At 38.3% G+C, this 14,828-nt stretch carries 14 protein-coding genes; 3 read left to right on the top strand and 11 right to left on the bottom strand.

The genetic code is table 11. The annotated features are described in order from the left end of the window. Position 1 precedes the first annotated feature (1 nt). Together tolQ and ybgC are read right to left on the bottom strand one after the other, a co-directional pair. Positions 2–685: a protein TolQ gene (tolQ, locus tag OW492_RS11195; protein WP_290040034.1), complete on the bottom strand. Its 684-nt coding sequence runs from the start codon at positions 683–685 to the stop codon at positions 2–4. Next, complete coding sequence (gene ybgC, locus OW492_RS11200) at positions 675–1,079, bottom strand: tol-pal system-associated acyl-CoA thioesterase (RefSeq protein WP_290040035.1); 405 nt, start codon at positions 1,077–1,079, stop codon at positions 675–677. Before ybgC ends, tolQ begins: the two co-directional genes overlap by 11 nt. A gap of 517 nt (positions 1,080–1,596) precedes the next feature. Here ybgC and cydD point away from each other — a divergent pair. Then, positions 1,597–3,408 (top strand): cysteine/glutathione ABC transporter permease/ATP-binding protein CydD, encoded by a 1,812-nt coding sequence (cydD, locus tag OW492_RS11205; RefSeq protein ID WP_290040036.1) that lies wholly within the window; start codon positions 1,597–1,599, stop codon positions 3,406–3,408. Next, a complete protein-coding gene (gene cydC, locus OW492_RS11210) occupies positions 3,408–5,207 on the top strand; it encodes a cysteine/glutathione ABC transporter ATP-binding protein/permease CydC (RefSeq protein WP_290040037.1) in 1,800 nt (599 codons plus the stop codon). Before cydD ends, cydC begins: the two co-directional genes overlap by 1 nt. Before the next feature lie 447 nt (positions 5,208–5,654). Here cydC and cydX read toward each other — a convergent pair whose 3' ends face one another. The 8 genes from cydX to OW492_RS11250 form a co-directional block, all read right to left on the bottom strand. Continuing rightward, positions 5,655–5,768 carry a cytochrome bd-I oxidase subunit CydX gene (cydX, locus tag OW492_RS11215; RefSeq protein WP_290040038.1) on the bottom strand — a complete coding sequence of 38 codons (114 nt, stop codon included), beginning with the start codon at positions 5,766–5,768 and terminating at the stop codon, positions 5,655–5,657. Between the two features lie 15 nt (positions 5,769–5,783). Further along, the gene (gene cydB, locus OW492_RS11220; RefSeq protein ID WP_290040039.1) at positions 5,784–6,923 is read right to left on the bottom strand and encodes a cytochrome d ubiquinol oxidase subunit II; all 1,140 of its coding nucleotides are present in this window, start codon (positions 6,921–6,923) and stop codon (positions 5,784–5,786) included. Further along, positions 6,923–8,488, bottom strand: a complete 1,566-nt coding sequence (locus OW492_RS11225; RefSeq protein WP_290040040.1) for a cytochrome ubiquinol oxidase subunit I — start codon at positions 8,486–8,488, stop codon at positions 6,923–6,925. Before OW492_RS11225 ends, cydB begins: the two co-directional genes overlap by 1 nt. A gap of 705 nt (positions 8,489–9,193) precedes the next feature. Next, positions 9,194–10,201, bottom strand: a complete 1,008-nt coding sequence (ruvB, locus tag OW492_RS11230) for a Holliday junction branch migration DNA helicase RuvB (RefSeq protein WP_290040041.1) — start codon at positions 10,199–10,201, stop codon at positions 9,194–9,196. Between the two features lie 49 nt (positions 10,202–10,250). Continuing rightward, entirely contained in the window at positions 10,251–10,874 is a 624-nt protein-coding gene (ruvA, locus tag OW492_RS11235; RefSeq protein ID WP_290040042.1) for a Holliday junction branch migration protein RuvA, read from the bottom strand. 90 nt (positions 10,875–10,964) lie between these two features. Then, positions 10,965–11,852 (bottom strand): EamA family transporter RarD, encoded by an 888-nt coding sequence (gene rarD, locus OW492_RS11240; RefSeq protein WP_290040043.1) that lies wholly within the window; start codon positions 11,850–11,852, stop codon positions 10,965–10,967. Positions 11,853–11,912: 60 nt separating this feature from the next. Beyond that, complete coding sequence (ruvC, locus tag OW492_RS11245) at positions 11,913–12,434, bottom strand: crossover junction endodeoxyribonuclease RuvC (protein WP_290040044.1); 522 nt, start codon at positions 12,432–12,434, stop codon at positions 11,913–11,915. Between the two features lie 189 nt (positions 12,435–12,623). Then, positions 12,624–13,565 (bottom strand): LysR family transcriptional regulator, encoded by a 942-nt coding sequence (locus OW492_RS11250; RefSeq protein WP_290040045.1) that lies wholly within the window; start codon positions 13,563–13,565, stop codon positions 12,624–12,626. A gap of 102 nt (positions 13,566–13,667) precedes the next feature. Between OW492_RS11250 and OW492_RS11255 the strand changes: the two genes are divergently transcribed. Continuing rightward, the gene (locus OW492_RS11255; RefSeq protein WP_290040046.1) at positions 13,668–14,303 is read left to right on the top strand and encodes a carbonic anhydrase; all 636 of its coding nucleotides are present in this window, start codon (positions 13,668–13,670) and stop codon (positions 14,301–14,303) included. Between the two features lie 132 nt (positions 14,304–14,435). Here the strand turns inward: OW492_RS11255 and OW492_RS11260 are convergent, their stop codons facing one another. Beyond that, positions 14,436–14,729, bottom strand: a complete 294-nt coding sequence (locus tag OW492_RS11260) for a hypothetical protein (protein ID WP_290040047.1) — start codon at positions 14,727–14,729, stop codon at positions 14,436–14,438. Between the last annotated feature and the right edge of the window lie 99 nt (positions 14,730–14,828).

A 14,828-nucleotide genomic window follows, 5' to 3' on the forward strand; every position in this document is an offset into this window, starting at 1 on the left:
GTTACTCACTCTCAGTCATTGCTTGGCGCTGTAATATCGAGGTGAACTCTTCCATTAAGTTAATGTATGACGCTTCTAAATGACCAACTTGAGTAGAAAACTTGTTGTAAGCCATTACAGCAGGAATCGCAGCAAATAGACCCATTGCAGTCGCGATCAAGGCTTCTGCGATACCTGGAGCAACCATAGATAAAGTAGCTTGTTGTACTTCACCTAAAGCGATAAATGAGTTCATGATCCCCCAAACCGTACCGAATAGGCCGATATATGGGCTAATAGAACCAATTGTTGCTAATGCAGGTAAACCAGATTCTAACTCATCCATTTCACGCGATAAGGTGACACGCATTGAACGATGTGCCCCTTCGATAACGCTATCAACGTTACGCCCCGGCATGCGATGTAAACGAGAGAACTCTTTAAAGCCCATGTAGAATATTTTTTCGCCACCATTAACTCGTTCACTACGAGCAGCGGTTTCTTTGTATAATCGGCTTAAGTCATGACCTGACCAAAAGCGATCTTCGAAATGTTTCAGTGCTAACTTAGCCGACTTCAACATTCTTGAACGTGAGAAAATCAACGTCCATGAATAGATAGACATGCCTAAGAGCAATAACATAACCGTTTTTACAAGCAAACTAGCTTGTAGGAATAACCCTAAAAATGACATATCAGCGTGCACGAGTAATTACCTCAATTATTTCTGTTGGAATAGCGGTTGGTTTCATTTTATTCAAATTTACGCAAGCGATTAGAGTATCCGCCTGACAAAGAAGTTCCCTGTTTTCATCAAAAACTTTCTGTGTAAATAATAAGCTGGCTTTACGGTATGATGCAACCTCTGTTTCAATACTAAGTAGTTGATTAAATCGAGCAGACTTAATGCAGTCCATATCCACCTTTTTCACCATAAAAGCGATGCCTTCGTCTAGTAGCGTATCTTGTTGGATATTAAAATCGCGTAAAAACTCTGTTCGACCACGCTCAAAGAATTTCAGGTAATTTGCGTAATAAACAACGCCGCCTGCATCTGTATCTTCATAATATATTCGAACTGGTAATGTTGAGGTTAACAAACTGTTTTCCTTATGCTAATTCTATTGAGGTAAGTACTAATAATAGTCGATCTGATAGTAAATTAATATGTCCATAGATTACTAGTAAAAGTACTCATCATACTCACTCAATTATGTTATATATAACGCTTATTTTACACAGATATAATGAAGTTGCATGTTGCTCAATAGTTGATTAAAAACAAGGTTGCATCAGTAAGCTGTAATTACTATTGAATTTAGCTGTTCCTCTCAGTATTGTGTGACCTCATTTCATTAATTTAGGCATGATTATTCCAATAGTCACTACGTTATAGTTTTTAGTATGTAACGCAGCTACTTTTGCATGGTTCGCAGTACAAGTTCATAAAAATAATTGTAAAAGCCCGCTTTGTTTATCGATAACTGAGGTGAGTAAAATAGGTCCAAAATAGTAGACGCAACGTACAACTAATTTAAACCCAGAATAAACAAAAGATGATGATCTGATCAGCTGTTTTTTGGTTACTTCAGCACAACACGACAATGAGCTACATAAATGAATATCCCTTTAGAAAAGCAATTAACAAAATGGTTAAAACAACAGAAAAAATCCTGCGGTTTCTTCCTTAATCTAACCGTTACTTTTGGTGTATTAACAGGCTTATCTCTTTTAGTTCAAGCCTATTTAATTGCCTCTATCATTCATAACATTGTGATCCTCGAGTTACCCACACAAGTATTAAGCAATCAGTTTATCGCTTTATTATGTTTAATTCCGGTCAGAGCACTCTTAGCTTTTGCTCGTGAACGCACCAGTTTCGAGGCAGGTAAACGTTTACGCTTACAAATCCGTCAGCAGGTATTAGACAAACTATGCGAATTAGGCCCTGCTTATATTAAAGGTAAACCTGCAGGAAGTTGGGCAACCATCGTCTTAGAACAAATTGAAGATCTACACGACTTTTATGCTCGCTATTTGCCGCAAATGTTATTGGCAGGCTTTATTCCTATGACCATTTTAATTGCGGTTTTTCCGCTGAATTGGGCAGCAGGTTTAATTTTATTAACCACCGCTCCGTTGATCCCTATCTTCATGATTTTAGTCGGCAAAGGCGCAGCGGATGCTAACCGTAAAAACTTTAAAGTATTAACCCAATTAAGTGGCCACTTTATGGATCGTCTAAAAGGTTTGAAAACCCTTAAGTTGTTTAACCAAGGTGAAACTGAGTTAAAGAACATTGAGTCAGCTTCAGAGTCATTCAGAGCTGGCACGATGGCAGTACTACGTTTGGCATTTTTAAGTTCAGCTGTCTTAGAGTTTTTTGCTGCTATCTCTATTGCTGTATTAGCTGTTTATTTTGGATTCAGCTTTTTAGGTGAACTCAACTTTGGCCATTACGGAGAAAGCATTACCTTATTTATTGGTGTGTTTGTATTAATGTTAGCCCCTGAGTTTTATCAACCTTTGCGTGATATGGGGACACATTATCATGCCAAAGCACAGGCTATTGGTGCAGCTGAAGCCCTTAAAGAGTTATTGGACTACCAGATTCCACATCAACAGCAAAGCGATACTGAAAACGCTCATGCTATCGATACCGAGCAAGCATTAACATTACAGGCAACAGAGCTTTGTGTTTATAGCCTAGACGGGAGCTTGTTAGTTGGGCCAATCAGCTTTACTGTCGACCCAGCGCAAGATGTTGCTCTGGTTGGCCCTAGTGGTTCAGGTAAAACCAGTTTGCTGAATGCGCTATTGGGCTTTTTACCCTACCAGGGTTCACTGCTTGTTAACGGTGTAGAGTTATCCAATATCGATAAAGCACAATGGCGTAAAAACTTAGCTTGGTTAGGACAAGATCCTCAACTCTTTTATGGTAGCGTGCGTGAAAATATCTCGATGGGTGATAGCACAGTAACAGACGGCACAATAAAGACATACTTACAGCAAGTCGCTATCTGGGACTTTATTGAGCAAAAACCATTGGGGCTTAACCACCCTATCGGTGAACAAATGTCAGGCCTTTCCGTAGGGCAAGCACAACGTATTGCCCTCGCTCGTGCATTAACTAAAAACGCACAACTATTCTTACTAGATGAACCAACAGCGAGTTTAGACCAAGACAGCGAAAGAGTGATTTTCAATACAATTCAAGATGCAACCCAAGATATGACCAGTATCATGATCAGCCACCGTTTAGATCAGCTACAACACATGGACAACATCATTGTTATGGATCAAGGGAAAATAGTGCAGCAAGGTGACTTCCAAACACTCAATAAAACATCCGGTCTATTTAATGATATGCAACAAGATATGAGTCATCTCGATAGTGCAATTTTAATGAACTCTCAGGCGGAAATATAATGACAGTATTACTTCCCTTTATTCGACTTTTCAAAAAACAATGGCTAATGATGTCAGTGGGTTTGTTACTGAGTGTTATCGCCGTACTTGCTGGTATTGGTTTGTTATCTTTATCTGGCTGGTTTTTATCTGCATCGGCTGTTGCGGGTCTAACGCTTTTAGCCACGCAAAGCTTTAACTACTTCACCCCTGCCGGCGGTGTACGTTTCTTGTCTATTCTTCGAACAGCGAGTCGTTACGGTGAACGCTTAGCAACACACCAAGCTACATTCAAATTATTAACTCAATTACGTGTGTGGGCATGGCAGAAATTATTGCCACTTAGCGCTTCCAATATGCAAGGCAAACGACAAGGTGAAATACTTAATCGTTTAGTATCGGATATTGATACGTTAGATCACTTATATTTACGCTTACTAACCCCACTATTCAGTGCTTTCTTTGTGCTGCTTGCGATGTTTTTCTTCTTAGCATGGTTTGACCTACACCTTGCTATCATTTTAACATCGAGCTTATTAGTACTATGGCTGGTATTGCCGGTTTTATTTTACTTCTTAGGGCGTAAACCAGGTGTTGAGCAACTACAAAATAAACGCCAATACCGTGTACAACTCTTATCTTTTTTACAGGGATTTTCTGAAATATCCCTATTTTCAGCTACGGATCGTTTTCGTCAGCAGTTAGCTGAGTCTGAACAAAAACTATTGGCTAGCCAACAGATGACCGCCAATGTTATGGCATTCAGCCAAGCATTACTGATCTTATGCCATGGCTTTATTGTATTAAGTATTTTATACATTGCCTCATCAGGTGTCGGGGAGTATCAACCACCGGGCGCACTATTAGCCATGGTTGGCTTTATGGCTTTAGCGAGTATTGAAATACTCTTGCCTATCTCAGGAGCCTTCCAACATTTATCATCATGTATTAATGCTGCGACACGTGTAAATGATCTATTAGAACAAACACCCGACATTGTATTTAATGAACAAAGCACTCAATCCATTACTCGCGGTAATATTCATTTTAAAGATATTCAATTTTCTTACCAAGATGAAACATCACCACAAGCAAGTACGGCAGTATTAAATAATATTAATCTGACGATAAAAGCTGGCGAGAAAGTCGCTTTATTAGGAAAAACCGGTTGTGGTAAATCGACTTTATTATCACTAATCACACGTGAATGGGAAGCAAACTCGGGCAGCATAATGCTCGATGGTACTGCCATCGAACAATATTCTCAGTCTGCACTTACCACTGGTATTTCAGTAGTGAGTCAACGCGTATACATTTTCTCGGGTACATTACGCGATAACTTAACTCTTGCTCAACCTAACACAGGCCAACGAACCTTTAATAATGCTGCAGAGCAAAAGGCAGCTCGAGATATTAACGACCAAGTATTAGCGTCTGTATTGAACAAGGTTGGACTGAGTGCATTAATGAAGGGTGAAGCACCTTTTGATATGTGGTTAGGAGAAGGTGGTAGACAATTATCAGGTGGTGAACAAAGACGTATTGGTGTGGCTCGCGCTTTATTACACGATGCGCCAATTTTATTACTAGATGAACCTACTGAAGGTCTAGATAAACGTACTGAGCGCGATATATTAAAACTGTTATTTGAGTTTGCTGAGCATAAGACACTTTTAATGATCAGTCATCGCTTAACCGCTATGGATAAAATGGATAATATCTACTTAATGGAGCAAGGTACGTTGCGCAATCAAGGTACACATCAAACTCTGATTAAGACAGATGATTATTACGCTTGTTTACATAAACACTTGTGCTAATTCTACTAATAGGGTTTAGGTTGGCAGCAGTCAACTTAAACCCTGCTTTAAACACTTTTCTGTACTAATACCAATAACACTAATTAACTGATCTATTTTACTTGTTAAAACAACTTATTTCTTCGTTGTAATTTTCGCAAATAGAACAACTATTTAACTTAAATTACGCCTTGAACTCAGTCATTTTCCCTGTGTAAAATTTAGATCACTTATTTAATGTAATTGGTATAACACACTAATTCTTCAGGCTCTCAACTTTAAAGAGCACTTAAACTAGCCATTGAGATATCGCTTGATACTTCGATTCATGCCTCCTGCTCTTAATTACCTAATCTAGTAGCAAAGGCTTATTTTTCACAAGCGCTATAAATTGAGCTAACTCGCGCCAGAAAAAAGACAAAAAAAAGCGGTTACTTAAAAAGTAACCGCTTAATTTAAAGACCTATTTTATTGGTCTTTTTCATCCTGCTCATTGGCTTCAGTTTGTTCATACCAAAGTCCATTGATAATGCCCAATGAACAAGCCAGTAACACACCTAAAATCCATGCAAAATACCACATAATATAATTCCTTAATTAGTACGCTGAATGTTTATATTTAACTAAAAACTCTTTACCTACACGACCAAACATCTTGATGTAACCGAAGCTGGTGTAAAGTAAAATGATAGGTAAAAATATCGCTGCAGCAATTGTCATAATGTTTAATGTTAACTCGCTTGAAGTCGCATCCCATACAGTCAAACTATGACTTGGGTTTAAACTTGAAGGCATAATGAACGGGAACATGCTAACCGCACACGTTAACAGCACACCAAATTGTGTAATACTAGTTGCAAAGAAAGCAAACCCACTGCGTTTAAAGATGCTCATTACAAACGCAATTAATGGGAACAGTAAACCAACAATAGGTGCTAGCATCGAAATTGGGTAATCGCTGTAATTCTGTAGCCAAGCACCTGGTTGTACTTCTACAACTTTCGCTAATGGGTTAGATACACCGTTCAAATCAATCGCAGAGGTAATAACAAACCCATCAATACCTTTCGCTAACCAAAGGCCAGCAAGAGCAAATAATAAGGTTGTTAATGGAGCAACAATTAATGTCACTTTACGTGCACGCTCGTATAACGCTCCTTCGGTTTTCATTTGTAGCCAAGTTGAACCTTGCAATACAAATAGACACAAAGTGAATACACCCACTAATAATGCAAATGGGTTCAATAGCGCAAAGAAACCACCTTGGTAATTAGCACGTAGAAATTCATCTAATACAAAAGGAACACCTTGTAATAAGTTACCAAATGCAACACCGATTACGATTGGCGGAACGGTACTACCAACAAAGATTCCCCAGTCCCAACTTGATTTCCAACGAGGGTCTGCCACTTTACCTCGGTAATCAAAGCCAACTGGTCTGAAGAATAATGCGAAGAGTGTCAACATCATTGCCACATAAAAGCCTGAAAATGCCGTTGCATAAACAGCAGGCCAAGCTGCGAAAATGGCACCAGCAGCTAATACTAGCCAAACCTGATTCCCTTCCCAGTGAGGGGCAATACTGTTAATCATCATACGACGTTCATCATCACTTTTACCAATCACAGGTAAAAGCGTACCAACGCCCATATCAAAGCCATCAGTTACCACAAAACCAATTAGCAATACGCTAATCAACACCCACCAAATTAATCTTAACGTTTCGTAATCAAACATTATTTTAACTCCTGTTGGTTTTCAAGCTGCTCAAAATGATACTTACCTGTTTTTAAACTACTTGGACCTAAACGTGCAAACTTAAACATTAAATAAGTCTCAACAATCAGTAATACAGTGTAGAAACCGATAATAGATAGAATACTAAACCAAATTTGATCCGTTGAAAGTGAAGATACAGCCATATGTGTAGGTAACACTTCTGCAATAGCCCAAGGTTGACGACCATATTCCGCAACAAACCAACCGGCTTCAATAGCAACCCAAGGTAATGGCAAGCTGTACAAACAAATACGAGCAAATAGTTTACTTTGACCAATGCGGTTAGTTGCTGATTGGTATAGTGCAAACAAGAATATACCTAACATTGCGATACCCGCGCCCACCATGATTCTGAACGACCAGAACATTGGAGCAACACCAGGGATACTGTCATCAACAGCCATTTGAATTTGTTCATCGGTAGCATCAACTACATTTGGAGCATAACGTTTAACTAATAAGCCGTAGCCTAAGTCAACTTTAAGCGCTTCAAACTGCTCAATATTTTCAGGCGTTTCATCACCAGCACGTAATTTTTCAAGCAAGCCATAAGCAATCATACCGTTACGAATACGTACATCATGCTCATCCATTAACTCTTTTAAGCCTTTTACTTCACCATCAAGAGAACGTGTCGCAATAATACCTAGTGCATAAGGGATTTTAACTGCGTAGTCAGTACGCTGCTCTTCTTGATTTGGTAAGCCAATCATAGTAAATGAAGCTGGGGCAGGATGAGTTTCCCATTCTGATTCGATAGCTGCTAATTTCACTTTCTGCACGTCACCAACTTCATAACCACTTTCATCACCCAGTACAATAGTACATAAGATACCAGCAGTACCGAATGCAGCTGCAATCGCAAATGAACGCTTAGCAAAAGGTAAATCACGACCTTTTAGTAGATAGTATGAACTGATCGCTAATACAAACATCGCACCAGCAACATAACCAGATGCTACTGTGTGAACAAATTTAACCTGCGCAACAGGGTTAAATACAACATCTGCGAAGTTAACCATTTCCATACGCATACTTTCATAGTTGAACTCTGCGCCTACTGGATTTTGCATCCAAGCATTTGCCACCAGAATCCATAACGCAGACATGCTCGACCCAAAGGCAACGAAGAATGTTGCTGCAAGATGCTGTAGCTTAGAAAGTCTATCCCAACCGAAGAAGAATAAACCTACAAAAGTTGACTCTAAGAAGAATGCCATCAAACCTTCAATGGCTAAAGGTGCCCCAAATACATCACCCACGTAGTGAGAATAGTATGCCCAGTTAGTACCAAATTGGAACTCCATGGTTAAACCAGTAGCTACACCTATTGCGAAGTTAATCGCAAATAACTTTCCCCAGAACTTAGTCATGTCTTTATAGATCTCTTTCTTAGTCATCACATATAGTGATTCCATAATCAATAAGATCCATGCTAACCCGAGGGTTAAAGGCACAAATAAAAAGTGATACATCGCAGTCATGGCAAACTGAAATCGCGATAAATCAACTATATCGTCCATTATATTCTCCTAAACGTATAAAAATAAAATCTGTAAGTGAGTCAACCAGTAAACTCTTGCACTTTATTACTTGTTAAACCCTTGAGTATTTTGCACTGTTAAAATACCGGGCTGGCTAGGGGAAGCCGGGTATTCTAAATGGTGATTAGCTTATCTTTCTTATCCTAGATCAAAGAATAGTTTTAAATAATGCAGAAACTTTAGGTAAGAATATTAACGACTTAAAGTTACACCATTTTGATTGTTAACCTGATGTAAATATCCCCTTAAAATCAGTAAAAAATCGTGTTAAAAAATAAAAAATTTAAACTTTTATAGGAGAGTGTAAATTAAAAACTTAAAACACATTTTACGGCTTGTTTGTTAACTTAATGTTGCGTGTAAAGGTTAACAACTTGTTGCGTTAACCCTTGTAAAACAAGCATGTAACCTAGCATTAACATCTAGCTTGAATAGCCTAAACTTACTCATTTATACTGCTAATAATGATCGAGATCAAGCTTAGTAAGCCATTTTTAAAGGTTGTTTTTGAAGATTTTAAGAAAAATATACAGACTAAAAAACACGCTAAATTTTTACTTTATAACTACGCGATTTAAAGTAGGAAATGTCATAAAAAAGAGATGACTTAAAAACAAAAACATCCCTGACATTAAAATGTGAGGGCTGTTTAAATGAGTGACAGAAATTAAATGAATTGAGTTGCTAGCTTTTCGGCTTATCAAAGCCAAAATGTAAATAGGTACGGTTAGTAGCAATACGCCCACGCGGTGTTCTTTGTAAAAAACCTTGTTGGATTAAATAAGGCTCTAAAACATCTTCGATAGTTTCTTTCTCTTCGCCAATTGCTGCCGCTAAGTTATCTAAACCTACTGGACCACCTTGAAAGGTATCTAAAATAGCCATAAGTAACTTACGATCCATGTAGTCGAAGCCTTGTTGGTCAACTTCAAGCATATCTAAAGCTTGTTGCGCAATAGCGGCATCAATCGCTATGGCTTTCTTTACTTGTGCATAATCTCGTACACGACGTAGTAATCTGTTGGCGATACGTGGAGTACCACGAGAACGCCTAGCTACCTCTACAGCACCCGACTCCTCCATCGCTAATCCTAGATGGGTTGCACTGCGCATTACAATTTTGGTCAATGATGGTAAGTCATAATATTCTAAACGTTGCACAATACCAAAACGATCGCGTAATGGTGATGTTAAGGAGCCCGCTCGTGTGGTCGCGCCAATTAATGTAAAAGCGGGTAAGTCTAGTTTAATAGAGCGTGCTGCTGGGCCTTCGCCTATCATGATATCTAATTGATAGTCTTCCATAGCAGGATATAAAATCTCTTCCACCAGCGGGCTTAAACGATGTATTTCATCAATAAATAGCACATCATTTTCTTCAAGATTAGTTAATAAGGCAGCCAGGTCACCGGCTTTTTCTAAAATAGGCCCAGAGGTGGTTTTAATATTTACATCTAACTCATTGGCAACAATATGTGACAAAGTCGTTTTACCAAGACCGGGAGGACCAAAAATAAGTAAATGATCTAAAGCTTCTTCACGCTGTCTAGCCGCCTCAATAAAGATCTCCATTTGAGCATTAACTTGAGGCTGCCCTTCATAATCAGCTAATAATTTAGGACGGATTGCTCTGTCTATTAAACTATCATCAATTTTTTGGGTACCTGAAATCAGGCGATCTTCTTCAATCATGGAGTTACTCTATTAGTTTTAGAAATTCAGCTAGCTTAATGGGCTATGATTACATCATATTCTTTAATGAACTACGAATGATGGCTTCACAATCCATCCCTTCTTGATATACACCCTGCACAGTTTTCTCTGCAATTGCTGGTTTATAACCTAGTGCAATTAATGCACTAATAGCTTCATCTTTGGCATTACCACTAACAAACGTATTCTCAAAATCATTGGTAAGTGACAGTTTATCTGACTCAGGTGTCAATAGATCTGAGCCACCCCAGTTTTTCAGGCGATCCTTCATTTCTACAACTAGGCGCTCAGCTGTTTTCTTGCCAACACCAGGAAGTTTAACCAAAGTGGTTACTGCATCATTATTAATGCATTGTACAAATTGGTTTGCAGACATACCTGATAAAATAGCTAAAGCTAATTTAGGGCCAACACCATTAACTTTAATTAGCTCACGAAACATTGCTCTTTCATGCTTATCAGCAAAACCGTATAACAATTGAGCATCTTCACGCACAACGAAGTGCGTATAAACAATCGCTTCTTCACCTACTGCCGGTAAAGGGTAAAATGAGCTCATCGGTAATTGGATTTCATAACCCACACCAGACACATCTAACAATATTTCTGGCGGTTGTTTTTCTAATAAAATGCCACGCAATAATCCAATCATAATACCTTTACCTTATATCAATCGATCTCAACGTAATAATAGTCACAAGCATAAAAAACAACTGAGTAAATATCCAGTATTAGTTTCAATTTATTTTAACCATCGTGTGATTTTATTTTCAAAAACAAAGACTAATATTCCAGTCCATATACAGGCAAAAGTGAATAATTTAATCAATGAAACAGGCTCTTTATATAGAAACACTGCCAAAATGAACATTAATGAAGGACCTAAATATTGGAAAAAACCAAGTGTAGATAATGGCAAGCGTAACGCAGCTTGTCCGAAACATATTAAGGGCAGCGCCGTAACAACGCCTGCTAGCATCAGAAACACATTTAATGACCATTCATTATTGAACAGATTAGATGTTTCACTGTGAGCAACTGTAAGTAAATAAATCATAGCAATTGGCAACACCACCAACGTCTCTAAAAATAAACCAGTGATAGCCTTAACTTTTACTTTTTTACGTAATAAGCCATAGAGAGCAAAGGTGAAAGGCAATACTAAAGAAACCCAAGGTAATTCACCTAATTGCCATGCTTGTGCCGAAACCCCAATAAAAGCTAAGAAGACCGCAAACCATTTTAATCGTGATAAGCGTTCACTCAGAAACACCAATCCTAGAACGACATTAACAATAGGGTTAATGAAATAGCCCAAGCTCGCTTCAAGCATTTTTCCGTTATTAATTGCCCAAATAAACACTAACCAATTACAGCTGATCAATAATGAAGTGACTACTAACATCAATAAACTTTTATACTGACGACATACAGATAACACATTCGGCCAATCTTTTAGGTAACTGACTAATAGTGCAGTAACGACCACAGACCAAATTACACGATGCGATAAAATTTCATAGACAGAAATGAAGTCTAAATACTTAAAATAAAGTGGTGCAATACCCCAAATAAAATAAGCAGATAGCGCATATAACACACCTATCTGAGTCTCTGATAGTTTATTCATCTGTTTTATTGTGTCCGAGCCTTATTCTCAATCCTTGAAAATAAAACCAATATAAGGAGATTAACGGAAACGTCCACGCACCGTTTTTTTTACTTGTCCTGCCATTGCCACCAATGATTGAGCGGTATGAGCGTGGCAAATAGCAACAGCTAAGCCATCGGCAGCATCTGCCTGTGGTCGACCTGACAGATTCAATACCTGCATCACCATTGATTGCACTTGTTCTTTTGTTGCTCCACCTGTTCCCACAACAGCCTGTTTAATCTGCCGAGCAGAGTATTCGCAAACATATAAGTCCGACTGAGTGGCAGCAACAATTGCCGCACCTCTTGCTTGCCCCAGCTTTAGCGCTGAATCAGGGTTCTTAGCCATAAACACTTGCTCAATAGCAAACTCTGTTGGTTGATACTGTTTAATTATTTCAGCTACACCATCAAAAATCATATTAAGTTTAGGTGCTAAGCTTTCGCCTTTAGTACGAATACACCCACTGGCTATATAGCTACAACGACTACCCTTTTGTTCGATAACCCCATATCCAGTAATACGCGACCCAGGGTCGATACCTAATATTATACTCAAAGAGACTCCATACTTTTACGCTAATGGCTCAAATATAAGCCCATCAATATTAGCTGTTTCAATTGCGCTATCATAAACTATTTCACCTCAATTCGGGATGATGAAATAGCAAAATTATTTATAATCAAACAATTACAAGCTAGGATAAACAACAGCAAAAGTACTATTAAAGATTGTATAAATATAATCTTAAGCTTTTTTTACAAAATGGTGTGCTAAAAAACGATTACATAACGCAGGAACGTTTTCTTCAGGAGACAAGACAAACTCTACAAATGCTTTCGCAATCGGTGATAAGTGCTTTGTTTCATGGTGTACTAATGACCAACTTTTTTGCAATGGGAAACCTTCTATATCTAACTCTTTCAGTACACCAGTTGCCAATTCTAATGTCACACTGTGCCGTGAAACAACAGAGATACCCAAGTCTGCCATCACTGCCTGCTTAATTGTTTCACTATTACCTAAAGTCATATTCACTTTTAATGACACCGCATTGGTTTTAATCACTTGCTCAAAGGCTTTTCGTGTTCCAGATCCTTGCTCACGGTGAATAAAGGCATGCTCTGCTAACTCAGACAGAGGGATATTTTTCTTTTGAGCAAGTGGGTGTTGTGGACTAGCAATTATAATAATCGGATTATCAACAAAAGAGTGTTTTGCTAAAGCCATGGTTTCAGGTACTAACCCCATGATCACTAAGTCATCTTTATTGTCATGAAGGCGTTTAATAATCTGCTCACGGTTAACGATATCGAGGTGAAAGTTAACTTTAGGGTAGCGCTTATGAAATGCTCCTAATAAGTGCGGCGTAAAGTACTTAGCGCTGGTTACTGCCGATAAATAAAGATCGCCTGCTAGCTCCCCTTTTAAGCCACTTAATGTCATATCGATATTATCAAAATTAATAAATAGCTGATCGCAAAATACCTTTAGCTCTTTTCCTGCTGGCGTTAAAAATAGCGTTTTACCAATTTTTTCAAATAAAAAGATATCTAAATTATTTTCCAGTTGCTTTAATTGAATACTCACCGCTGGTTGAGATAAACCTAACTCGTCGGCTGCTTTGGTATAGTTCATTGAGATGGCAACTTGACGAAAGACTTTTAACTGATGAAGGGTGGCTCGCATTTAACATTAACCTTTATTTATGGTAAAAATAAAATATATTAATTTTTATAAATGCCATTTATCCTTTATTATCTACACAATGTCAATTATAAGGAAAATCCAATGTTAGCTACTGATAAGTTAATTGCCGGCTACCAACGCTTTCGCCAAGGTTATTACAAAGATCATCAAGAACAGTTGTCAAAGCTATCTGAAGAGGGGCAGTTCCCTAAAATAGCCATTGTTAGTTGTTCTGATTCGCGCGTAGAACCAACACTCATTTTAGACTGTGAACCAGGTGACCTATTTGTTATTCGTAATGTAGCGAACTTAGTACCACCTTGTGAAATTGATGACAACTATCACGGCACGAGTGCTGCATTAGAGTTTGCAGTAACAGGGTTAGAAGTAGAAAGCATTATTGTATTAGGTCACACACAATGTGGTGGCATCAAAGCATTAATGGATGGCGCAGGCAAACAAGTAGATAAAAGCTTTATTTCAAAATGGATGATGCAGTTAGAAGATGTTCGTGATGAAATTTTAGCGGATACTGAATTAACAGATAAAACAGCACACTACGATTGCTGTGAGAAAAAAGGTATCGAGCAATCATTAACAAACTTAATAACTTTCCCTTGGATCAAAGAACGTGTAGAAGCAGGTACGTTAAAACTACACGGCTGGCGTTACGACCTTTCAAGTTCAGAGTTATGCGCCTTAGAAGAAAAAACTGGTAGGTTTTTCCGCATTAGCTAATGGCTTACCTTAGTTTCAGCAAAACTGAGGTCAGTCATATAAACAGTTAGCAATAGCCAGTGTAAAAGTAGTACTATCCCCCGCCCTTTACACTGGCTTTCTTTTATCTAATAACGAGTTGTTTAACAGCGATTAATCATCGTAGCCATCATCATAACCATACTCACTATCGTAATCGTCTTCATCGGCATTAATATATAAACCGTCCTCCAACTCTTCATAACCCGCCGGCATTTGCACAACAAACTCTTCCGCGTCAACATCGAAAGTAGCAACTACTTCTGGCAAATCTTCTGTTTCAACATGAATAAAGCGATATTGCTCACCCGATTGGTTTGCATCTTCCCAAATAAAGTCATCTGCATCTAACGTGTACTCTTCTTCCGTATCTTCGTTACGAATTGCATAAAAACCCATTAATGACATAACTGCCCCTTCCTTAATAATCACAACTTTTAAAACTAATACCAACCACTTATTTTATAGTATTGGTATAACAAGATTCGATGGCATTTTTATGACACC

Origin of the sequence: Psychromonas sp. 14N.309.X.WAT.B.A12 (assembly GCF_030397575.1) — a bacterium.
Taxonomy (GTDB): domain Bacteria; phylum Pseudomonadota; class Gammaproteobacteria; order Enterobacterales; family Psychromonadaceae; genus Psychromonas.